Source organism: Kribbella sp. ALI-6-A, from assembly GCF_001984195.1.
Taxonomy (GTDB): domain Bacteria; phylum Actinomycetota; class Actinomycetes; order Propionibacteriales; family Kribbellaceae; genus Kribbella.
The window spans coordinates 491,219-512,991 of the sequence record NZ_MTQN01000008.1 but is presented as its reverse complement, the minus strand read 5'-3'; the positions used below and the strand labels follow the sequence as shown (position 1 = coordinate 512,991).

The 21,773-nt window shown below is 69.1% G+C and carries 23 protein-coding genes; 10 read left to right on the top strand and 13 right to left on the bottom strand.

Annotation, left to right across the window (positions count from 1 at the left end; genetic code table 11):
* Positions 1-18: 18 nt before the first annotated feature.
* Both BWI15_RS08440 and BWI15_RS08435 read right to left on the bottom strand, forming a co-directional pair.
* Positions 19-981, bottom strand: a complete 963-nt coding sequence (locus BWI15_RS08440; RefSeq protein WP_077013729.1) for a quinone oxidoreductase family protein — start codon at positions 979-981, stop codon at positions 19-21.
* On the bottom strand, positions 978-1,949 hold the full coding sequence (locus BWI15_RS08435) for a Gfo/Idh/MocA family protein (protein WP_237771194.1): 972 nt from the start codon (positions 1,947-1,949) through the stop codon (positions 978-980). The genes BWI15_RS08440 and BWI15_RS08435 overlap by 4 nt, the downstream gene beginning before the upstream one ends.
* Positions 1,950-2,014: 65 nt before the next feature.
* Here BWI15_RS08435 and BWI15_RS08430 point away from each other — a divergent pair, with 65 nt between their 5' ends.
* On the top strand, positions 2,015-2,944 hold the full coding sequence (locus tag BWI15_RS08430) for a LysR family transcriptional regulator (RefSeq protein WP_077013727.1): 930 nt from the start codon (positions 2,015-2,017) through the stop codon (positions 2,942-2,944).
* Here the strand turns inward: BWI15_RS08430 and BWI15_RS08425 are convergent, their stop codons facing one another.
* A complete protein-coding gene (locus BWI15_RS08425; RefSeq protein WP_077013726.1) occupies positions 2,945-3,322 on the bottom strand; it encodes a winged helix-turn-helix transcriptional regulator in 378 nt (125 codons plus the stop codon).
* 251 nt (positions 3,323-3,573) lie between these two features.
* On the opposite strand from BWI15_RS08425, the gene BWI15_RS08420 reads away from it, so the two are divergent.
* Entirely contained in the window at positions 3,574-4,548 is a 975-nt protein-coding gene (locus BWI15_RS08420) for an MBL fold metallo-hydrolase (RefSeq protein WP_202817593.1), read from the top strand.
* On the opposite strand, the gene BWI15_RS08415 is transcribed toward BWI15_RS08420, so the two are convergent.
* Entirely contained in the window at positions 4,503-4,757 is a 255-nt protein-coding gene (locus tag BWI15_RS08415; RefSeq protein ID WP_077013725.1) for a hypothetical protein, read from the bottom strand. The two genes, BWI15_RS08420 and BWI15_RS08415, sit on opposite strands and share 46 nt — an antisense overlap.
* Positions 4,758-4,980: 223 nt before the next feature.
* A complete protein-coding gene (locus tag BWI15_RS08410) occupies positions 4,981-5,514 on the bottom strand; it encodes a sugar O-acetyltransferase (RefSeq protein ID WP_077013724.1) in 534 nt (177 codons plus the stop codon).
* Between the two features lie 91 nt (positions 5,515-5,605).
* Between BWI15_RS08410 and BWI15_RS08405 the strand changes: the two genes are divergently transcribed.
* Positions 5,606-6,523 carry a LysR family transcriptional regulator gene (locus tag BWI15_RS08405; protein ID WP_077013723.1) on the top strand — a complete coding sequence of 306 codons (918 nt, stop codon included), beginning with the start codon at positions 5,606-5,608 and terminating at the stop codon, positions 6,521-6,523.
* 66 nt (positions 6,524-6,589) lie between these two features.
* Here the strand turns inward: BWI15_RS08405 and BWI15_RS08400 are convergent, their stop codons facing one another.
* A complete protein-coding gene (locus BWI15_RS08400) occupies positions 6,590-6,928 on the bottom strand; it encodes a hypothetical protein (RefSeq protein ID WP_077013722.1) in 339 nt (112 codons plus the stop codon).
* A gap of 135 nt (positions 6,929-7,063) precedes the next feature.
* Here BWI15_RS08400 and BWI15_RS08395 point away from each other — a divergent pair, with 135 nt between their 5' ends.
* The 4 genes from BWI15_RS08395 (at position 7,064) to BWI15_RS08380 (ending at position 10,501) form a co-directional block, all read left to right on the top strand.
* Positions 7,064-7,672, top strand: a complete 609-nt coding sequence (locus tag BWI15_RS08395) for a QsdR family transcriptional regulator (RefSeq protein ID WP_077013721.1) — start codon at positions 7,064-7,066, stop codon at positions 7,670-7,672.
* Between the two features lie 100 nt (positions 7,673-7,772).
* Positions 7,773-8,669: a bis(hydroxyethyl) terephthalate hydrolase gene (bdeA, locus tag BWI15_RS08390; protein ID WP_083750613.1), complete on the top strand. Its 897-nt coding sequence runs from the start codon at positions 7,773-7,775 to the stop codon at positions 8,667-8,669.
* Positions 8,670-8,732: 63 nt separating this feature from the next.
* Positions 8,733-9,329 (top strand): TetR/AcrR family transcriptional regulator, encoded by a 597-nt coding sequence (locus BWI15_RS08385; RefSeq protein WP_077013720.1) that lies wholly within the window; start codon positions 8,733-8,735, stop codon positions 9,327-9,329.
* The gene (locus BWI15_RS08380) at positions 9,326-10,501 is read left to right on the top strand and encodes a GDSL-type esterase/lipase family protein (protein ID WP_077013719.1); all 1,176 of its coding nucleotides are present in this window, start codon (positions 9,326-9,328) and stop codon (positions 10,499-10,501) included. Before BWI15_RS08385 ends, BWI15_RS08380 begins: the two co-directional genes overlap by 4 nt.
* A gap of 22 nt (positions 10,502-10,523) precedes the next feature.
* On the opposite strand, the gene BWI15_RS08375 is transcribed toward BWI15_RS08380, so the two are convergent.
* On the bottom strand, positions 10,524-11,279 hold the full coding sequence (locus BWI15_RS08375; RefSeq protein ID WP_077013718.1) for an SDR family oxidoreductase: 756 nt from the start codon (positions 11,277-11,279) through the stop codon (positions 10,524-10,526).
* 180 nt (positions 11,280-11,459) lie between these two features.
* Here BWI15_RS08375 and BWI15_RS08370 point away from each other — a divergent pair, with 180 nt between their 5' ends.
* Complete coding sequence (locus tag BWI15_RS08370; RefSeq protein ID WP_077013717.1) at positions 11,460-12,299, top strand: helix-turn-helix transcriptional regulator; 840 nt, start codon at positions 11,460-11,462, stop codon at positions 12,297-12,299.
* A 30-nt stretch (positions 12,300-12,329) separates the two neighbouring features.
* On the opposite strand, the gene BWI15_RS08365 is transcribed toward BWI15_RS08370, so the two are convergent.
* On the bottom strand, positions 12,330-13,238 hold the full coding sequence (locus tag BWI15_RS08365) for a PD40 domain-containing protein (protein ID WP_077013716.1): 909 nt from the start codon (positions 13,236-13,238) through the stop codon (positions 12,330-12,332).
* A gap of 141 nt (positions 13,239-13,379) precedes the next feature.
* Between BWI15_RS08365 and BWI15_RS08360 the strand changes: the two genes are divergently transcribed.
* The gene (locus BWI15_RS08360) at positions 13,380-14,309 is read left to right on the top strand and encodes a hypothetical protein (RefSeq protein ID WP_077013715.1); all 930 of its coding nucleotides are present in this window, start codon (positions 13,380-13,382) and stop codon (positions 14,307-14,309) included.
* Between the two features lie 46 nt (positions 14,310-14,355).
* On the opposite strand, the gene BWI15_RS08355 is transcribed toward BWI15_RS08360, so the two are convergent.
* The 4 genes from BWI15_RS08355 to BWI15_RS08340 all read right to left on the bottom strand — a co-directional run bounded on the left by BWI15_RS08355 (position 14,356) and on the right by BWI15_RS08340 (position 17,041).
* On the bottom strand, positions 14,356-14,991 hold the full coding sequence (locus tag BWI15_RS08355; RefSeq protein WP_077013714.1) for an NADPH-dependent F420 reductase: 636 nt from the start codon (positions 14,989-14,991) through the stop codon (positions 14,356-14,358).
* 14 nt (positions 14,992-15,005) lie between these two features.
* The gene (locus BWI15_RS08350) at positions 15,006-15,365 is read right to left on the bottom strand and encodes a nuclear transport factor 2 family protein (protein ID WP_077013713.1); all 360 of its coding nucleotides are present in this window, start codon (positions 15,363-15,365) and stop codon (positions 15,006-15,008) included.
* A 93-nt stretch (positions 15,366-15,458) separates the two neighbouring features.
* Complete coding sequence (locus tag BWI15_RS08345) at positions 15,459-15,974, bottom strand: MarR family winged helix-turn-helix transcriptional regulator (RefSeq protein WP_077013712.1); 516 nt, start codon at positions 15,972-15,974, stop codon at positions 15,459-15,461.
* A 101-nt stretch (positions 15,975-16,075) separates the two neighbouring features.
* Positions 16,076-17,041: an alpha/beta hydrolase gene (locus BWI15_RS08340; protein ID WP_077013711.1), complete on the bottom strand. Its 966-nt coding sequence runs from the start codon at positions 17,039-17,041 to the stop codon at positions 16,076-16,078.
* Between the two features lie 197 nt (positions 17,042-17,238).
* On the opposite strand from BWI15_RS08340, the gene BWI15_RS08335 reads away from it, so the two are divergent.
* Positions 17,239-19,956: a helix-turn-helix transcriptional regulator gene (locus BWI15_RS08335; protein WP_083750611.1), complete on the top strand. Its 2,718-nt coding sequence runs from the start codon at positions 17,239-17,241 to the stop codon at positions 19,954-19,956.
* 49 nt (positions 19,957-20,005) lie between these two features.
* Here BWI15_RS08335 and BWI15_RS08330 read toward each other — a convergent pair whose 3' ends face one another.
* Entirely contained in the window at positions 20,006-21,754 is a 1,749-nt protein-coding gene (locus BWI15_RS08330; RefSeq protein ID WP_077013710.1) for a glycoside hydrolase family 35 protein, read from the bottom strand.
* Positions 21,755-21,773: the final 19 nt, after the last annotated feature.

Here is a 21,773-nt window from a genome sequence, read left to right as displayed (position 1 = left end):
CCGGGAGCAGCTCCCCCGTCACGGGATCAGCAGAAGCTTGCCGCTGGTCCGTCGGGCCTCCAGATCGGCATGAGCTCGAGCGGCCTCGGCCAACGGATAGCTGCCGCCGATCCGGGGCGTCACGAGGCCCTTCTGCGCCCAGTCGATGAGTTCCGCCGCCCGCGCACGCAACTGAGTCTCACCGACCACGAAATCGCGAAGGGTCGGCCGGGTCACCGTCAGCGACCCGAGCTGTCCGAGCCGTCGCAGATCGAACGGGGCGACCGGACCACTCGACTGCCCGTAGAGCACCAGGGTTCCGCGCCGTCGCAGACAGCTCAAGGACTTCTCGAACGTGGACTGACCGACGCTGTCGTACACAACCTGCGCGCCTTCTCCGGCAGACTCGGCCAGCACCGTTGACTCCAGGTCGTCGTAGGTCACGACCCGATCGGCTCCCGCGGCCCGACACAGTTCGGCCTTCGTCGCAGTGGAGGTCACACTGACGACACGAGCATCCTTCAACTTGGCCGCCTGGGTGAGAAGCAGTCCCACGCCTCCGGCGCCGGCCAGGACGACGACCAAATCCCCGGCGCGCACTCGGTAGGAGTCGGTGACCAGGTAGTGCGCCGTCAATCCCTGAGTCAGCAGTGCCGCCGCCACGTCGTCGGTCACGTCACCGGGTACGGCGATGAGCCGCCCGGCGGGAACCACCACCTCGTCGGCATACGATCCCTGGATCCCCTGCCAGCACACCCGTTGTCCCAGCCGCCATCCAGAGACCCCGGCACCAACCGCGACGATCGTGCCGCTGCCTTCATCCCCCGGCACGTAAGGCACCGCCCGTTGGTACGCGCCGGTGCGCTCCTGGACGTCGAGGTAGTTGACGCCGATGGCAGCTGTCCTGACCCTGACCTGACCTTCCCCGAGCGCGGGCGCCGGCCGATGGACCATCCGGAGCTCTTCGGCCCCGCCATGGCGGGCCACCTCGATCACCTTCATGCCGTGCCGCCCGAGCGGAACGCCTCGATGACCCGCTGCACACGCAGACCGGTCTCGAAATCGGCGAGGTCGATCGAGTGCACGCCGTGGATCGCGTCGGCGAACAGGCGCAGTCGGGTCGCCTCCGAACCGCGGGGACCGATCAGCTCGACCGGATGCCATCCGTTGCCGTCGGCTACGAAAAGCTGATCCCAGTTCCGGATCAGGTAGGAGCGTTCGGTCCCACGGAGAATCCATTCGTAGGTGTCGGGTCCGGCGACACCGCTGGCCGCGCAGACCTGAACCGGTACGTCACCGGCCCGGAGCACCCCCCGGGCCGCGATCTCGCTGCGGGTCTCGTCGCCCGCGCGATACTCCAGTACCGACTCGACGAGCTCCAGGGGACCGATCAAACGGTCGGTCAGATAGACGAAATGGGACAGAACCTCGCGGACGAAGCCGCCCTGCGTTCGCCCATCGAGCCAGTCCGCGCCGGCCTGAAACTCTCGCGGCCACTGTGCGAACGCCAGCCGAATCTCGACCGACAGCACCTCAGCGACGTCGCCCGCACGCAGCACACGTTCCAGTTGACGGGTGGCGTGCCGATCCGAGAGGGCGAAGTTGACCGCAGTCGCGCTGCCGAATGCCGCTGCGGCTTCGGCCGCCGCGTCGACCATGCGCTGGCCATCAGCTCCGTCGATGGCCAAGGGCTTCTCGCACAGCACGGACATACCTGCTTTCAACGCCGCAGTAACCAGCGTCGCGTGCGCTGCGGGTGGAGTCGCGACATACACGGCGTCGATGTCCACCGCTGAAACGATGTCGGCGGGATCCTGGGTCCATCGAACGTCCGGATGACCCGGGCGATGTTGTTCGAGCACGCTCAGCTCGAGGTCGGCCACCGCAACGACGGTGAACTCCGGATGGTCCGCAGCTACGCGCAAAACCTCCGTGCCCATCGCGCCGAGACCGATGATGCCCAATCGCACTGGTCGCCTGTTCACGGATCAAGCGTGAGCTGGCCTGGAGGATTCAGTCCATCTAGCCTTTTGACATGAAACCCTTAAGCCCGCACTTCATCGACGACCTGCGTCGGGTCCGGGTTCTCCGTGAGTTTCGAGAGCGTGGCACCGTCACGGAGACCGCGACGGCTCTGCACCTGACGCCTTCAGCGGTTTCGCAGCAGCTCGCCGGGCTTTCTCGCGAGCTGGGGTTCGCAGTCATCCAACGGCGCGGCCGCCGGGTCGAGCTGACTCCCCGCGGCGCCGCGCTACTGGAGCACGCCGACAGCGTCTTCGCCAGACTGGAGCAGGCACGACTGGATCTCCAGACCTGGGACGAAACCGTTCGAGGTCAACTGACCATCGGCGCGTTCTCCTCGGCGCTGGTCGGCCTTTTGCCGCCGGTCCTGACGTCGCTTCGCGCTGAGCTTCCGCAGGTGCAGATCTCGCTGCAGCAACTCGACCCTCCCGGCTTGTTCGACCTGCTCGACGCCGGGCGCGTCGACCTCGCGATCGCGGTCAGTTTCGACGGGTCCCCGGTCGCGGGAGATCCGCGGTATCACCGAGTCGAGCTGGGACCCGACATCCTGGACGTCGCGCTACCAGCCGGACATCGACTCGCGGACCAGCCGGACATCGACTTGCGCGATCTGCGGGAAGAGCTGTGGATCACCGGTACGCCGGGCGGCTGCTGCGCCACGGTCACCTCCGCCGTCTGTGCCGGCGCCGGCTTCGCACCTCGCGTCGCACACCGGGTCGACGACTGGCACGCTGTCACACAGCTGGTCCGTGAAGCTCACGCTGTCGCACTGCTGCCACGACTTGCCCAGACCTCGATGCCACCAGACCTGGCGATCAGGCCGGTGCACGGCCCGAGCCCACAACGTCATCTCTTCGCCGCCATCCGCGAAGGCGGCCAGGGCACGCCGATGCTCACCGCAGTACTCGACCACCTGCGGCAGCACCGGGCGACGATGAGCTGATCACTCGCGGACCCGACCAGGATCCTCGGACTGACGTGAGTCAGCCTGCTCGCGAGCTTGCTCGATGTCATTGATGTACTGCTCAGCCCACTCCCGGATCGCGGCGACCGGTGCGCGCAGCGTCTCCCCCAGAGGCGTCAACTGGTAGACGACCGTGCGGTCCGGACGGTCACCTTGCCGGTTGACCAACCCGTCCCGCTCGAGACTGCGCAGTGTCTGAGCAAGCATCTTCTCGCTGACGCCGTCGATTCGATCGCGCAGCTGGCCGAAGCGTTGCGGCCCGGCCTCCAGCGCACCGATCAGCAGCACACTCCACTTGTCGGCCAGCCGGTCCAACGCCTGCCGAGACGGGCAGGCCGCACTGTAGACGTTCGCCAAGTGACCGTCCGCAAGCCGGGCGCGGGCCGGCCTACGCGTGCCCGGGCGGGGCCGAGGTCTGACAGGAGGTCGTGGCATTCCTGGAAGCTAACCGACGGTTAGTACTCGTTTCAAGGGGAGCCAGGTCCATCAGACCGTGAAGCGTTCCAGGGAAGCGATTCGAGGATCTACGCACTTGCAAGTGCGTACTTGTCCAGCGCATCAGCGCTCACCAATGGTTAGTTCCATCAGCTCACGAAGGGATGCTCTCGATGCTCAACGCCGCACCACGATCCCGAGTCACACTCGGCTCGACCACGATCACCTACCTTCCCGACGGGGAGGTCCACCTCGACCCAACCGTGTTCTTCCCTGCCTCCGCGCCGGATGGCTGGTCGGCGTACGCGCCCTATCTCGACGACGACGGAAGGTTGCCGATCAGCGTCGGCTCGTTCTTGGTGCGAACCCCGACCCACCGGGTGCTGGTCGATCTCGGTCTCGGCGCGGTCGACTTCGACATCCCGGGGATGGGTTCGTTCACCGGCGGGCGGTTGATCGACAGCCTCGCTGCCGAGGATCTGCACCCGAGCGACATCGACACGGTCGTCTTCACGCACCTTCATCACGACCACGTCGGCTGGACCACTGACCACGCGCCGGCCCCGAACGCCGTCCACAGCGGATCGCCGACCGGCCTGACCTTCGACCGAGCGCGCCACGTGGTCGACCGTTCGGAGTGGGAGTTCTGGAATGGCAGCGCCGAACTCACCGGACCTGACCCGGAGGCCGTCCAGAAGCCATTGAGCCCGGTCGTCCAATTTCTGGATCGTGGGGAGCCGATCGTGCCAGGCGTCCGTGCGATTCCAACCGCTGGCCACACGCCCGGCCACACCAGCCTGCTCGTCACCGCCCCGGACAGCGACGAGAGGGTACTGATCCTGGGCGATGTGATGCACACCCAGGCGCAGGTCAGCGAGACCCACTGGAACTTCCGCTTCGACGTCGACCCCAAGCTGGGACGCAAACACGCGTCAGGCTGCTCGACGACTACCACGACGAGCGTACGACCATCGCCGGAGGCCATTTCGCGGGGAACGTCTTCGGCCACTTCCTGCCGGCAAGACTGCAGCATCGCTGGGCCGCCTCTGCCAAGTGAGCCATCGCTGGGCTACCGGCCAGCACAGCCGGTGTCAGCAACAGCTCAGTCGGCGCGAGGGCCGGCTTGGAGAACTTCGACGGTGAGCTGACGGCCGGCGCCAGGGCCGGCCATCAGGTTCACTGTGGCCAGATACCGACCAGAGCCGACGTCGACCGGACGCGAGACGACCTCGAACGTCTGGCCCGCTGTAGCGAACACCAGACCGATCTCGACCTCAGCGCGCTCGGCAGCCAACAAGAATTGCCCAGGACCGACCCGCACCGCTTCCACCGGCCCGGTGTTGTCCTCGTCGCTCATACCGGCCCAGTACCCCAGATGCTCGGCGCCACCCCGCTTCGGGGCAGGAACTCGCTCCCCGCGGCGTCCACGTGGCGACGGTGACCATCGCGAGCGGCATCCGCGCCGGCGACGGCGCCAATGATCCCGACTCCGCCAACCGAGGATCGTCGCCCGTGACGGTTGTCGCCACCGGCGTGCGCTGGGACCGATGAGTTCGAGCAGACTCGCGCGGCTGAGGTGGTCAGCGGATGGTTCGCACCACCCGCGCAAGGGACCCGACGACGAGCGTGCCCGGCGGTACGTCGTGCGTGACGACCGCGCCGGCGCCCACGACCGAGTCCTCGCCGACGGTCACGCCCTGCAGGATCATCGCCGACGCGCCGATCCAGACGTTGCGCTCGATGCGGATCGGGGCCGCGGTGATTCCCGAGCGGCGTTCGGACGGCGTGACCGGGTGGCCGGAGCTGATCAGGCTGACGTCTGGTCCGATCATCACGTGGTCGCCGACCTCGATCCCGCCGATGTCGTTGAAGCGGCAGCCCTGGTTGACGAAGACGTGCTGACCGACCCGGATGTTGATGCCGTGGTCGGAGTACACCGGTGGGATCAGGTGGAAGGTCTCGTCGACGGGTTGGCCGGTCAGCCGGCTCCACGCCGCGAGGATGGCGGGCTGGTGGTCGTACGGGAGTTTGTTGAGCTGCTCGGTCCCGCGGATGGCCTGAAGAACGCGCTCGCGGAAGGCCGGGAAGTCCGGTACGGCAGTTGCGGTTTCCATGGGATTCACCCAAGCAACCGGCGAAACGACAACGCAAACAACCGGACCCCGGCCGCGCCACAACGCCTGGTTGTCCGCCTACAGTTGCCGCGTGGATCTCGAGGCCGTTCGGACGTTCGTGGCGGTGACGGATGCCGGACAGTTCCAGGCGGCCGCGGACCACCTGCGCATCACGCAGCAGGCTGTGTCCAAACGCATCGCGGCGCTGGAACGGGATCTCGGCGTCCTGCTCTTCACCCGCTCTCCGCGCGGGGCCCAACTGAGCGTCGACGGCCAGGCCTTCCTGCCGCATGCCCGCGAGTTGCTCCGGGTCGCAGGGCGAGCGGAGGCGTCCGTACGGACGGGACGCCGCGCGCTGCGGATCGACGTACTCAATCGCCGGACGGCGCCGGCCGCCGCACTGCACGCCTTTCACCAGCTGCACCCCGGCATCGAGCTGGAAGTCGTCGAGCTGTCGCACGCCCTTCCCGAGGAAGCCGTCGCTGCTGTTGCCGATGGCACCATTGACGCCACGTTCCGGTATCCGCGGGAGCACAGCGACCCGCAGGTGCGGGCCGAGCGGGTCATCGACGACCGGCATCAACTGCTGGTCGGGCCCCGGCACCCGCTCGCCTCCGCCGACCGGCTCACACTCGCCCAGCTCACGTCGTACCCGATCTGGATGCCAGGTCTGCCGGCCGACTCCGAGTGGGGCCGGTACTACGCCGAACTCGCGGCCACCTTCGCCCTCAGGATCGACACCGCGGGCCCGAGCTTCGGGTCCGAGGTGCTGCTGGACGAACTCGCCGGCTCCTCCGAACTCGCGACCCTGGTCGGCGAAGGCACCCGGTACCTCTGGCCCGAGGCGTACGATCTGCGCCGGATTCCCATCGTCGAACCCACGCCGGTCTATCCCCACGCGATCATCTGGCACACCGACAACCGGCATCCCGGTCTGGCCGCGTTCCTCGACCACTTGCGCGCAGCCCGGACGGCCGAGCCTGACCTGCGTAGCTGGGTGCCAGCCTGATCAGCCTGCGGCATTGCCGCGATTGCCCGGGGGAAGGTACCTCCCAAGGCGCTGACCCGTCTCGCCTCACTGCGCCGGGTTGTCACCGGCCCGCATCTGCCGAAGTGCTTCGTCGGCGGCGACGAGTTCTTGGTAGAACTGCCGGTGCACCCGGTACCGCTGATCGAGCACGATCGGGTGGTAGACCCCCTTCGGTTCGCCGAACACCACGTCGCGGGGGACACGGACGGACTGTCCGCGGCGGACGACCAGGATCGCGCGGTCGGTGACGACGACCCACCAGCCGGTGTTGAAGATCGCGCCGCCGGTCACTGCGAGGAAACCCGTCTGGATCTGCTCGCCGGGCTCCAGATGTGGTGCGGCTTGCGCGGCGATCTGCTTGGCTCGACGTTCCTGGTAGCCCATCGGGTCCTCCTCGAAGTCGAAATCCCTGGTGAGACTAGCCGCGGCTCTCCGGTTGCGCGTCGTCGTGGCAGGTTCAGGACGAAGACCAATGACGGGGCTCCGGTCGCGAGTGGCTCCGCTGACTAGACTGCGGCCGTGGTGGTGGTTTCGGCTGAGCAGATCGTTCGTCATGCGGCGGAGCAGATCGCGGACGGCAAGCGGGTGGAGCTGAACGGCGTGGCCGCGGAGCTCGGGTTGTCGCGGGCGACGTTGTTCCGACGGGTCGGCAATCGCGAACAGCTGCTGGGGTCGGCGCTGGCCTGGTTGTCGGATCGGTCGCTGAAGCTGTGCGAGCAACGATGGATCGACCAGTACGGCGACGCGCTGCACACGCCCGAGGGCGAGCTTCGTTGCCTGAAGCAACTCGAGTGGTACGGGATCCGCGCCGCGACCAACACCGGCGTACGCCGGTTGCTGGACGAGGAGCCGCTGCTCGCGATCCGGGTGCTGACCGATCCGTTCGGCACCGTGCACCCCGGCGTACGGGAGGCGCATGCGCGGTTGTTGCGGCGTGATGCCGAGGCGGGCGGATTCACGCCGTTGCTGGACGTCGACGACCTGGCCTACGCGCTGGTCCGGATGGCCGAGTCGTTCTTCTATGCCGACGTGATCGCCGGGCGCCCGGCCCGGCCCGCGGAGGTCGGGCGGCTGTACCGCGCCCTGGTGCTCGGTGACGCTTCGCGTGGTGTGCGTCACGAACCGTAGGCGAAGTCTTGCCGGGTGAAACATTCGCCCTTAATGTCTCACCGAGGTGTTGCCGAGGGGCGACGGGGCGGGACCTTCTCTGGCAAGGAGTCGCGGTCTGATGAACCACTCAACGCGCAGAAACCGACCGGCCGCGCGACTGCTCGGCCTGGTCACCACGGTGCTCGCACTCACCGCCGGCGGGCTGACCGTCGTACCGGGAGCGCAGGCGGCCGAGAATCCGTACGAGCGCGGTCCCGCACCGACGACCGCCGGCATCGAGGCCGCCCGCGGCCCGTTCGCGACCTCGCAGCAGTCGGTCTCCCGGGCCGTCGTCAGCGGCTTCGGCGGCGGGACCATCTACTACCCGACCAGCACCGCCGAAGGCACCTTCGGTGCGGTCGCGATCGCCCCCGGCTACACCGCCTCCCAGTCGAGCATGAGCTGGCTCGGCCCGCGGCTGGCGTCGCAGGGCTTCGTGATCTTCACGATCGACACGCTGACGCGGTACGACCAGCCGTCCAGCCGGGGTGATCAGTTGCTCGCGGCTCTGGACTACCTCACCCAGCGCAGCTCGGTCCGGACCCGGATCGACGCCTCCCGGCTGGGCGTGATGGGCCATTCGATGGGCGGGGGCGGCAGCCTCGAGGCGTCGAAGGACCAGCCGGCGCTGCAGGCGGCGATCCCGCTGACTCCCTGGAACACCACCAAGAACTGGTCCGGCAACCAGGTACCGACCCTGATCGTCGGCGCACAGAACGACTCGGTCGCGTCGGTCACCACCCACGCGGAACCCTTCTACAACAGCCTTCCGAGCACTCCGGACAAGGCGTACCTCGAACTCGCCGGCGCCTCGCACTTCGCCCCGAACACGTCCAACACGACGATCGCGAAGTACAGCATCTCCTGGCTCAAGCGGTTCATCGACGACGACACCCGCTACGAACAGTTCCTCTGCCCGGCGCCGACCGGCGATCGCGCCATCTCGGAGTACCGCGACACCTGCCCGAGCAGCTGACCTGGAGCGGTCAACCGACCCTAACACCATTAGGATTTGACCTAATGGTGTTAGGGTGGTGTCATGGACCGCACGCAGCTGACCCGCACCGCGGTGATCGCCCGCGGAGCCGAGATCGCTGACGCCGGCGGCTTCGACTCCGTGACGCTCGCCGCGATCGCGCGGTCGTTCGGCGTACAGACGCCCAGCCTCTACACGCATGTTCGCGACCTGGCAGCGCTTCGCGACGGGATCACCGTCCTGGCGCTGGACGAGCTCGCGGAACGGATCGGCGACGCCATCGCGGGGCGTTCGGAGTACGACGCTCTGGTCGGGTTCGGCAACGCGCATCGCAGCTACGTCCAGGACCACCCCGGCCGGTGGGAGTCGTTGCAGCGCCGCGCGGGCGCCGACGCAGTCGCCGCGCCGGCCGCGCGTCGCATCGTGCGCGTGAACGACGCCGTCCTGCTCGGCTACGGAATCACCGGCGACGACCGGACGCACGCCATCCGCATCGTCGGCAGCGCGCTCAGCGGATTCCTCAACCTCGAGCGGATCGGGAGCTTCGCCCACAGCACTCCTGCCGCCGAGCGGTCGTGGCAGGAACTGCTCGACTCCCTGCACCTCCTGCTGACCCATTGGCACGACCGCGAAAGCCTTCGCACGAAAGAGAAATCATGATCACCACGCCGCTCACGGCGGAGCTCGTCCACGGCGCGATCGAGCTCGAAGCGACCAACCGCGGGCTGCGTCCGCACCGGCTTCCGCGACTCGTCCGCGAACGTTACGCCGACCCTCAGCTGCAGATGATGGAGGCGCAGCCGTCGGGTGTGCGGATCGCGGTCGTGACGACTGCTCGACGCCTCACCCTGGAGGTGCACGCCACCCGCGTCGCCTACCGGGGCGTGAAACGGGCCCGCGGCAACCTCGACCTGGTTGTCGACGGCAAGCTTCAGACGTCCCACACCCTTGCCGAGGGCGACAGCGTCGAGCTCGACCTGCGAACCGGCACCAGCACGTTCCTTCCGGGTGAATCCGACCACGTCACGGTGGACGATCTTCCGGGCGGAGAGAAGACGATCGAGATCTGGCTGCCGCACAACGAACAGGTCGACCTGATCGCCCTGCACTCCGACGCACCGGTGCGGGCCGTCACCCCGACCGGCCCTGTCTGGCTGCACCACGGCAGCTCGATCAGTCACGGCTCGAACGCCACCAACCCCACCGGCATCTGGCCCGTGCTCGCCGCCCAGCGCGGCGGGGTGCGGTTGCAGAACCTCGGCTTCGGCGGCAGCGCCGTGGTGGATCCGTTCATCGCGCGCCTGATCCGCGACACCCCCGCGGACCTGATCAGCGCGAAGCTCGGCATCAACGTGGTGAACCTGGACGGGATGCGCCTGCGCACCTTCGTGCCCGCGGTCCACGGCTTCCTGGACACCATCCGCGACGGCCATCCCACCACTCCCCTGCTGCTCATCTCGCCGATCTTCTGCGCCGTGCACGAAAACACTCCGGGACCGGGCGCGTTCGATCCGGCCACCCTCGGCACCGACGCGGTCCAGTTCATCGCGACGGGACAACCGGGCGACACCGCGCAGGGGCGACTGACGTTGCGGGTCATCCGTACGGCGCTCCAGGAGATCGTCGAAGCACGCTCCGACGACGCGAACCTGCACTACCTCGACGGCCAGTCCCTGTACGGCGAAGCCGATGCCGCGACGTACCCGCTGCCCGACGGGCTCCATCCCAGCGCCGAGACCCACGCGCTGATCGGGACGCGCTTCGCGGACCTCGCTTTCGCAGCGGGTGGACCCTTCGGCAATCGGCGGCACAGCTCAGACGGTTCTTCCTGATCGGAACCGCCTGCCAGGCGAGTCAACGGGTTCCGAGCATCGCCAGGGCCTTCGATCGCTGGGCGACGAGGTCGTCGTAGGTGCCGTCGCGCTCGGCCCAACGGTGCATCAGGGCCGCCTGCACGACGATCTCGCGGGGAGTGGGATCGGCTGAGAGCAACTGCACGACCTCGGTGATGAAGGCGTCGAGCGGCAGCGCGTGCGGGTTGACCTTCTCCTGGCCGGCGGTGGCGACGGCCGGCGGGACGAGTTCGACGACGCCGACGCCGGTCCCGTCGAGCTGCGCGCGCAGCGCCTCGGAGTACGCGTGCACCGCGGCCTTCGAGGCGGCGTACGTGGGCATCGGCGGGAAGGGCAGGAAGGCGATGCCGGACGTGACGGTGACGAACGTGCCGACGCCCCGGCCGACCAGGTGCGGCGTGAAGGCGTCGATGACCCGGATGGTTCCGACCAGGTTGGTGTCGATCGTCGCCTGGGCCGCCTCGAAGTGGGCCGGGTCGCGCAGGTCCTCCAGGAGCATGACGCCCGACATCGTCACGACGGTGTCCAGCTCGGGGTACCGGGCGAGGACGGCGTCGCGAGCTGACGCGACCGACGCGCTGTCGGTGACATCGATGCCGACGGTGCCGAAGCCTTCCGCGGCGAGTTCGGCCAGTGCTTGCGTACTGCGGCCGCCGACGGCGACGGTGCTTCCCGCCGCGGCGAATCGGCGGGCCAGCGCCCGGCCGATCCCCGAGGTCCCGCCGACGACGAGAACGGTGCGGTTGGACAGATCCACGGGATCTTCCTTTCTTCAGGGCGCCGCCGGAGTCCGGAGCGCCTGCGGTGGCGTTCCGCGGTGCCGCGGAACGTCTCGCCTGCAGTCTTGGCCGCATCCGCCGCGAGTGGGACGGCCCCGGTTTTGCCTGGTCCTGACAGGGCCCCTCTCCACCCCCGTACGCCGCATTACGGTGGAGGTATGAAGGATGAGGAATCCGGCAACCGGCTCGGCAGCTACCTGCGCGCCCGGCGGGAACTCGTCACCCCGGCGCAGGCAGGTCTCCCGCCCGGCGGCAACCGCCGTGTCCCCGGCCTTCGCCGGGAGGAGGTGGCCCTGCTCGCCGGCATCAGCCCCGACTACTACCTGCGCCTGGAACGCGGCCGCGACACCAATCCCTCACCTCAGGTCCTCGAGGCACTCGCCCGGGTGCTGCGACTCGACGACGTCGAGCGCACGTATCTGCTCGGCCTCACCGCGGCGCGCCCCCGGTCACCACGGCGCAAGCGACCCGAGCACGTCCCGGCTCGCGTGCACCAACTGCTCGCGCACCTTCAGGTCCCGGCGTTCGTCGAAGGCCGGGCGTTCGACGTACTGGCGTCGAACCCGATGGCCGTCGCGCTGAATCCGCGCCTGCAGCCGGGGCAGAACCGGTTGCGTTCGCTGTTCCTCGATGCCGAGGAACAAGCGTTCCACCCCCATTGGGCCGACGCCGCAGCCTCCTTCGTCGGCGCTCTGCGCACCACGATCGGCGACGACACCGACAACCCGCGGTTCGTGGAACTCGTCGGGGAGCTCGCCCTGTCCAGCCAACGGTTCCGCACCCTCTGGGCCCGGCACGACGTCCGTACGCTCGACGGAGGCAGCGTCACCGTCGACCACCCCGTCGTCGGTGAACTACAGCTCCACCGCGACAAGCTCCCCGTCGAGGATGTCCTGCTCGTCGTCTACTACCCCGACAAGAACAGCGAGAGCGACGAGAAGCTGCAACTTCTCGCCGCACTCACGCAAACCGAAACAACAACCGGCGCGACGCCATGACCTTCCGCGGCGTCCTGTCCGATCCCTTGCTCAGGACAGCTTCGGGGCCCAGTCGAGGCCTTCGGAGCCGTCGTCGCCCTTGATCGGGCCGGTGAGGGAGTAGCTGTGGGAGCCATCGGGCAGGTAGCCGCGAACCTTGAAGCGTTCGTCGCTGTCCTGGTCGTCCGGGAGGGCGTTGCGGTTGAACTGCAGGGCGGCGATCTTCTTGCCGTCCGGCGACCAGGCGACGCCCTTGTAGTAGATGCCTTGCGGGTACGACGTGTAGCTCACCCGGAACGGCCGGCCGGCGCCGCTGCGGGGCAGGATCACGAGTTCGCTGTGCTGGGCGCCGCGGTACCGGTTGGTGATGAAGGCGATCCGTTGCGAGTCCGGCGACCAGTCCGGGTAGTCGTTGATGACGCCCACCGGGCTCGACGTCAGCGTGCGGACGTTGCTGCCGTCGGGGTGGACGAGCTTGATGGTGTTGCCGTTGCTGAAGGCGATCCGGTTGCCGTCGGGCGACCAGGCCGGCGAGGTCAGCCGCCCGGTCGTGCCGGCCGGCGCCGTGTAGATGATCGATCGTGCCCCCGTGCTCACGATGATCCGGTCCAGCTGCAGGCTGTACGCCGTGACGATCGAACCACCGTCGGGTGACCAGGCCAGCGTCATCCAGTTGTTGCCCGCTTCCACCGGATACTGGTGCACGAGTCGTTCGCTGCCGTCGCTCAGTGTGCGTGTCCAGACCCCGTGACCACGGACAAAGGCGATTTGCCGGCCGTTCGGCGAGAACTTCGGGTACGCCCCATCGGTCTGTACGACGTACGCCGCCCCCGACGCCTGCGTCGCGATGCCGTCGATGGACTCGACGAACACCAGGTCACCGTTTTTCGGCAGCGTGACAGCGGCTGCGGGCATCGCCACCGACACCGCCAGCCCGGCAGCCAGGACGGCAGTCAGCATCGTTCTGAGTCTCATGTGTCCCCCCACGGAACGTCGACCTGTCGCGCGGTCCCCCCACGCCTGTCCCGCACGGTACGGCTCGCCGTCGCCGCCGACAAGGGCGGATTCGTTGCAGGTGTGCGCAACTGGCAGGGTGTTGCCATGGTGGGTGAAGCCTTCGAGCCGTGGCTGGTGGCGTGGTGCGAATCCCGACTCGGGGCCGCCCCGATCGAGCAGCTGTTGGCCGCATCGGTGATGTCCGAGGTCAAGGCGGTCAGACTGGACGACGGGCGTGAGGTGGTGGTCAAGGCCCGGCCCGATCCGACTGGGCGCGTGGCGATCTGCCTCGCTGTGCAGCGCGCGGTTCGCGAGGCAGGGTTGCCGTGCGCAACACCGCTGACCGAGGTGAGCATGGTGAACGGCCTCGCCGTGCATGCCGAGCAATGGCTGCCCGGCGGTGAGATCGACCGCGGTACCGGCGTCGACGCAGCCGAGCGCTCGGCGCGCTTGTACGCCGCCTGCACGCAGGTGACCAGCCGCCTGCACCTCTCCCCTCCCTTGCCCAATCCGGAGTGGGTGCGTTGGGATCACGACGGTCCCGATCACTGGCCGCCGAACGAGCTGCACGATCGCCGGCCAGGCGCGGACTCTCTCCCCCACGACTTGGTGGCCGTCGCCGCCCGGGCGCGCAAGCGACTGCTCGCCTCCAGCTCGCAAAGACAGGTCCTCGGGCACGCCGACTGGGAAGCCCAGAATCTGCGCTGGGACCAGAACACGCCGTACGTCGTACACGACTGGGACAGCGTGGCCTGGCTGCCGGAAGCGGCTTTGGTCGGTGCCGCCTCGGGTGCCTTCACCAGCGCGGAGACACCGACGCTGGCACCGCTGGCGAGTTCCGAGGCGTTCCTCGACGCCTACCAAGACGAACGTGGCTCCGCCTTCACCAACGACGAACTGGAGGTCGCCTGGGCGGCCAGTGTGTGGCCGGCGCTGCACAACGCTCGCGCCGAGATTCTCTGGAACCACCCACCCGTCGCTCTGACCGCCCTGCTCGACCAAGCCGAAGCCCGCCTGCACCGCAGCGCGGCGTGAGCAGCAACGCGGCAGTCAGAACGACTGCCGCGTTGCGTTTCACTGGCTAGCGCTTGGCGTCCGAGAGTGCGGCGCGCATCTGGTCGGCGTCCAGTCTGATCCCGTACGCCGGCTGATCCCGCTGGAAGCGCCATCCTTCGCTCAGCGGACCGGCGTCGATCACATCGAAGCCCAGCGCGTCGACCAACGCGACGACCCGCGCCTTGGCGTCGGGATCGTCGCCTGCCACCGCGAGCGCACGCCGGCCGGGGCTGCCGGCCGGCTGACCGTCGGTGGTGAGGTCTGCGGCGCCGAGGTTGTTCAGGGCCTTGATCACCACGCTTCCGGGCAGCCGGCTCTGCAGGAACTCCGACGACGACATCGACCGGCTGTCGAACTCCGGGATCGGTCCGAACAGCTCGGGATAGTAGTTGGTCGCGTCGACGAGCACCTTGCCCTCGAGCTGAGCCGCCGGCAGATCCGGATAGCTGTTCAGCGGCGTACAGAGCACGACGAGGTCGCCGGCCGTGGCCGCGTCGGCCGGGTCGGCCGCTCGGGCGGCCGGCCCGAGCTCGGAGACCAGCTCTGCCAGGGATTCCGGGCCTCGGGAGTTCGCGATCACCACCGACAGGCCGGCCGCCACGGCCGCGCGGGCGATCTGTGCTCCGAGGTTGCCGGCTCCGATCACGGAGAGGGTCTTCATCGGTTCGATTCCTTTCACGACGTGGTCAGCACGGTGTGCAGCGAGGCGATCCGCCCGTTCTCGACGATGGCGATGTCCATCCCGGAGACGACCGGAGGCTGCCCCGCGGGTCCGAAGTTCCAGGCCAGGCAGCCCAGATCCTGCGCCTGGTACACCGGACCGGCTTCGGTGAACACGAAGTCCGGCGCGGCGTCCAGCAGGTCCTGCGCCTTCTGGTGCAGCGCGTCGCGCCCGGTGAGCACGCCCTCCGCGTCGGCGAACGTGACGTCCTCGGTGTAGATCCGGTCCACCACGGCGCGCCGCGCGGCCGGGTCCCGTTCGCCGAAGACGAGGTTCAGATTGCTGGTCATCAACTCGGCCATGGTGTCGGCCATGACGATTCCTTTCGTCGCAAGTCAGAGATCCCTGAGCGCACGAGCTCAGTACGCCGGGGCGGCTCCGCCGCCGGCGCTCGGTTGTCGGTCAACTCAGGGGTGGTCGACCGGCCGGGGCAGTGTTCCGCGCTCGATCACGGTTTCGTAGATGTCCTCGAGCGCTGTGGTGAGGTGGGCGAGCGCGTCCGCGCTGAGCCCGTCGAAGAACATCGAGCGCACGAGCTCGATGTGCTGCGGCGCCGCCTCCAGCAGCTTCTGCCGGCCGGCCTCGGTCAGGGTGACGTCGACCGCGCGCTTGTCCTCGGCCGACGGGGTGACGTCGAGCAGCCCCCGAGCCTCGAGGCGCTTGACGTGGTGCGAGGTGCGGCTGCGTTCCCATCCGATGCGCGTGGCGAGTGCCGACATCCCCATCCGTCCGTCCGACTCGCTGGTCAGGGCGACCAGTACGTCGTAGTCGGCCAGCGAGATGCCGCTGTCGGCGCGGAGCTGGCGGTTCATCTCGTAGCGCAGTCTCAGCTGCAGCTTCATGTAGGCGAACCAGGCACGAGCCTCGGCCGGCGAGAGGAAGGCGTACGGCGACTCGGGCGGTAGGCGATGGTGGTCGGACATATCCTCGGCTTCGGCTGACCGTGACTGTCGTACGGATCAGGTGCATCATCGCATCCGGGACGGTCCGCGTCGCGCCACCCGCCGGACCCGGCGACGACCGCTCAGTCGGTGCCGAGCACCCGGGACAGGAAGGCCGCGCCCTGGGTGATGGCGCCTTCGGCGGCGAACGTGTGGCGCAGCGGGTTCAGGCCGACGAAGTCGTGGATGATCCCGCCGTAGCGAACGGCGGTGACCGGCACGCCCGCGGCGCGCAGCTTGGCCGCGTAGGCCTCGCCTTCGTCGCGCAGTACATCGGCCTCGGCCACGATCACCAGTGCCTGCGGCAGGCCGGCCAGCTCGTCGAGCGAAGCGCGCAGCGGCGACGCGGTGATCTCGGCCCGCTCGGCCGGATCGGTCGTGTACTGGTCCCAGAACCACTTCATCCCCTCACGGGGCAGGAAATAGCCCTCCGCGAACTGCTCGTAGGAGCCGGTGTCGAAGTTCGCGTCGGTGACCGGGTAGAACAACAGCTGGCCCTGGTAGTGCAGTCCGCCGCGCTGCTTGGACAAAATGGTCTGGACCGTGGCCATGTTGCCGCCGACCGAGTCGCCCGCGACCGCGACCCGGGTGCTGTCCAGGCTCTGCTCGGCCCCGGCGTCGCGAATCCAGGTCGCGACGGCATAGATCTGCTCGATCGCGGTCGGGTACTTCGCCTCCGGCGACAAGTCGTAGTCGGGGAACACCACCGCGGCCTGGGCCCCGACGGCCAGCTCGCGGACCAGCCGGTCGTGCGTGGTCGGCCCGCCGAAGACCCAGCCGAGCCCGTGGCAGTACAAGATGACCGGCAGTACGCCGGTGGCGCCGGCCGGCCGCACGATCCGGACCCGCACGGTGCCGGTCGGCCCGCCCTCGACGGTCAGGTCGGAGATGTCGGCATCCAGCAGGACCGGCGTCGGATCGGTCTGCACGGTGTCGGCGATCTTGCGGCCCTCCTCCGGCGTCAACTGGTACAGAAACGGCGGGGTGGAGTTCGCATCGGCAAAGGCCTGCGCGGCCGGCTCCAGCACCGGCTTGACGGGATCACTCATCGGATCTTCCTTTCGTCAGGGGTGGCTCGCTGACGACGATCGTGCGCGACCGGGCCGGGCGGCCACCATCCGTCAGATGACTGTTTCCCGGCCCGCTGAGGGAGCACATTGGAATTAGGTGAAATGTCACCTAACATGGTCGGCGACGCCGCGACGGCTGGGCCGACGCGGGGACACGGCGACAGGAAGCGTCTCGGGTGGGTGAAAAGCTGATCGGCCGGACGGACGAGCTGGATCGTCTGCGGGCGGCGATCTCCGCCGTCGACGACGGCGGTGTACTGGCCGTGATCACTGGTGACGCGGGCATCGGCAAGTCCGCGCTGGTCGACGAGGCCGCGGCTGTGGCACGCGCCGACGGGTTCCTCGAGTTGCGGTGCGCGGGGACACAGAGCGAGGCACCGTCCGGATTCGCGGCGCTGCACGAGTTGCTGCATCCCGTGCTCGGCCGGGCTGCAGCACTGCCGCCACGGCAGCGGCAGGCCTTGCTCGGCGCGTTCGGGATCGAGGAGAATCCCGCTCCGGAGCGGCTGATGGTCAACCTCGCCGTCCTCGGACTGCTGGAGGAGCTGGCCGCGGACCGCAAGGTCGTGGTGGTCGTCGAGGACCTGCAGTGGCTCGACCGTTCGACGTCCGACGCGATCGCTTTCGTGGCCCGTCGGTTGGGCCCGAGCCGGCTGTTGATGCTGGTCACCAGTCGCGGGGACGAGCTGGACGCGTTGCGATCGGCCTCGACGCTGCAGCTGGCGCTCGGTCCGCTTCCCGAGGACGCAGCGGCCCGGTTACTGGACGACGTCGCTGGTTCATTGAGCCGGCCGGTCAAGGATCGTGTGCTGCGGGAGGCAGCGGGCAATCCCCTGGCGCTGACCGAGTTGTCCCGCGTTGTGGCCGACGAGGTTCCCGGCGGCAGTGCGCTACCCGAGTTCCTGCCGACCACCCGCCGGCTCGAGCGAGCCTTTCTGGATCAGGTCGCCGGGCTGCCGCCGGCGTCGCGAACCTTGCTGGTCCTCGCGGCCGTCGACCAGGCCCTCAGCGTCGACGAGTTGTTCGCTGCCGGTCAGGCGCTCGGAGCGGGACCGGAAGCGTTCGACGCGGTGGAACGCTCGGGTGTCGTCGAGGTCCGGCAGGGCGTGATCCGGTTCCGCCACCCACTGATGCGCTCGGTCGTGCACGGCGCCGCGTCGACCAGTGAGCGCCGCGGTTCTCACCGGGCGCTGAGCGCGGTGATCGGCGACCCGGTGCGCTCGGTCTGGCACCGCGCCGCGGCGGCGTTCGCGGCCGACGAGCAACTGGCCGCTGATCTGGAAACGGCAGCGGCTGACGCCGGCCTTCGCGGAGCGCAGGCGGAAGCCTCAGCCCTCTTCGACCGCGCGGCCGCGCTGTCGCCCGACCCGGGTCAGCGCGGACGGCGCCTCGCGGCGTCGGCCGAGAACGCTCGCCGCGCCGGTCTGACCCGCGAGGCGGTGCGCGCCGTCGAACGAGCGCTGCCTCTGGCCGGCAACGCCGGGGTGGCGGTCCAGCTGGCCAGCACCGAGATCGTCAGCACGCTGATGGCCGGCCTGCCCCTGCGCAGCGAAACCACCGTGCCCGACCTGCTGCGTCGCCTGGCGCAGGGTGACGCCGAGGAACGGGTCGTTCTGTTGTGGGCTGCCGCGGTTCAACTCGCGCTTCGCCCGCAGCGCTCCGGCAACCGTCAGCTTCTGCTCGACGAACTGGACTCCGTCGAACTCGAACGGCGCAATCCGCTGCAGCAGATCGCCCTGGCCCTGCTGGATCCTGAGGGTCGCGCACCACACCTCCGCGACCAGTTGCCGACGCTGCTGCCACCCGCGGTGACCGATCCCCGTGTGCTGCTCACCGTCGGTCTGGCCGCGGAGCGGATGCAGGATCTGGCCACGGCGCAGGCCGGTCTGCTGGCCGGTTATCACCATCTGCGCGGTACCGGCGGCACGGCCGACGAAGCACACCTGCTCGCGTGGCTGGCCTGCGCCCGCGTTCTCACCGGGAGTGTTCTGGACGGGATCGCCGACGCGGCGTTGGCCGAGCGGATGGCCACGGACTTGGGCCTGACCTCCGTGGCGACGGCAGCGGCGGCCTCGGGCGCGCTCGGCCACGCCTGGCGTGGAGATGCGGCGGAGACCGCGCGGGCGGTCGAGCGCACCAGATCGCAGCCGGCGGACCTGGCGTGGACCTCGACGGTTGCTCGCAGCAACTGGGCGGTCGGCGTCCTCGCCTTGCAGCAGCGACGTTTCCGCGACGCGTGGATCGTCCTGAACGACCTGTCGATGGACCCGACCACACGGCTGTGGGCGTTGGGTGACCTCGCGGAGGCGGCCGTGCGGTCCGGCAAGACCGCCGAGACCGCCGAGGTGGTGGCCGTTGCCGAGAAGGAAGCCGCGGCTTTCGGCTCGGCCCACCTGTGGATGCTGGTGCACCGCAGTCACGCCGTACTGGGTGGGGACGACCCGGCGGAGAGATTCGAAGCGGCCGTCGAGCAGGCTCAGGACTGCCCTGCGGTCCTGGAGGTCGCCCGGACCAGGCTCGCGTACGGCGAATGGCTCCGGCGCGAGCGGCGGATCGCCGCCGCGCGCGAACAGCTGGCGGCCGCGCACCATCTGTTCGACCGCTGCGGAGCTCGGCTGTGGACCGAACGTGCCGCGGCCGAGCTGCGCGCCGCGGGCGTCACACCGGCGGGAGTGCGAGAGCCCTGCGGTGACGTGTCGTTCACGCCCCAGGAGTTCCAGATCATGCGTCTGGCGGCCGCGGGGCTGACCAACAAGGAGATCGCGGACCAGATCTATCTGTCGCATCGCACGGTGGCAGCGCATCTGTACAAGGTCTTTCCCAAGCTGGGCATCACCAGCCGCGGCCAGCTGGTCGAGGCTCTGAGCCGGCTGTCCGACGAGAGTCCGAGCTGACGCCTCGCGGCCTGCCCTCGCGGTCTCCCGTCCGGGCAGGCCGCCGTACTCAGTCCTCGACCGGCCCCAGAGCGAGGTCCGAGACGAAGTGCACGGTCGGATCGGCCAAGGTCTCCAGCTCGAGCACGACCAGCTCGTTGTCGCCGGCGCGGATGATCGGTGCGGGCACGTAGAGGGTGTGCTGCGGGCCGCGATGCCAGTAGCGGCCCAGGCAGAAGCCGTTCACCCAGGCGATTCCCTTGCCCCAGGCATCGGTCCTGACGAAGTGGTCAACCGGCTTGCCGACCCGGAAGGACGCTCGCCAAGCGGTCGGGCCGATGCCGGCCCGACCGTCCACCGTCGCGCGGCCCCAGACGGTCGGTACGCCGTCCAGGTCGACCGAACACGCCGACCAGTCGGTGAGCAGCTCCGCGCCGAGCCGGATCTCACCGATCAGGCCCTTGACCTCGCCGATCCGCGGGCCGTAGTTGACCCGGCCCTGGTCCTCGACCACGATCTCCAGCCGGCCCCGACCCCGCGGAAGCATCAGCGCGCGATCCCGCCGATCCCGTTCGAGTACGCCGACCGGGTCGCCGTCGAGAAAGACCAGCGCCCGGTCGCGCACCTCGCCGATGCTCAGCAGCACCGGCCCGTCGCGGTCGATCTCGGTCCGGAAGAGCGCCAGCCGAGCCCCCAGCTCGTCGAGAGTCGGCATCGCCGCGTGCCAGCTCGGCGAACCCCACGCGCTGGGATCCGTCAGCAGCCGGACCGGCTCACCCAACGGCACGCTGAACTCCGGCGCCGCTGCCGACGGGACAGCCACCTCCTCCGTCGGCACGTCCGTGTAGCGCGACAGCACCTCACGGAACGCGTCGTACTTGGCTGTCGGCCGCCCGGCCTCGTCCAGCGGCGCGTCGTAGTCGTACGACGTGACCGTCGGCCGGAACACGCCCTTGTCGTCCGCGCCGCTGGTGAGCCCGAAGTTCGTGCCGCCGTGGAACATGTAGATGTTCACCGACGCCCCCGCCGCGAGCAGCGCGTCCAGCTCCCGGGCGGCGTCCTCGACGCTGGTCGTGTGGTGCGGTCCGCCCCAGTGGTCGAACCACCCGTCCCAGAACTCCATGCACATCAGCGGCCCGGTCGGCTGGTGTTCCCGCAGGGTCGCCAGCCGCTCGGCGCTGCGGGATCCGAACGACCCCGTCCGCAGTACGCCGTCCAGTCCGCCCGCCGCCAGCATCGGCCCGGTCGGCTGGTCGACGGTGACCAGCGGCACGGTGATCCCGGCCTTGCGGATCATTCCGGCCACCGCGTCCAGGTACTCGGGATCGTTGCCGAAGGCACCGTATTCGTTCTCGACCTGCACGAGCAGCACCGGACCGCCCTGGTCGACCTGGAGCGGCCGGACGATCCCGAGCACGTCCTCGAGATAACGCTCGACCGCCGCCAGGAACCGCTTCTCGTGCCGGCGGACGCCCACGCCCGGCTCCTGGAAGAGCCAGGCGGGAAGGCCGCCGTTGTCCCACTCCGCGCAGATGTACGGTCCGGGCCTGACGATCGCGTACAGCCCGGCCGCCGCGACCTGCTCCAGGAACCGGCCCAGATCGAGCATGCCGGTGGTGTCGAACTCGCCCCGGCGCGGGCTGTGCGCGTTCCACGGCACGTAGGTCTCGATGGTGTTGAGCCCCATCCGGCGCGCCTTGGCGATCCGGTCCGCCCAGAGGTCGGGATGCACCCGGAAGTAGTGCAGGGCGCCGGACAGGATCCGGAACGGCTCGCCGTCGAGCAGGAAGTCGGACTCACCGATCGCGAAGTCGGACATGACTCTCTTTCTGCCGGAG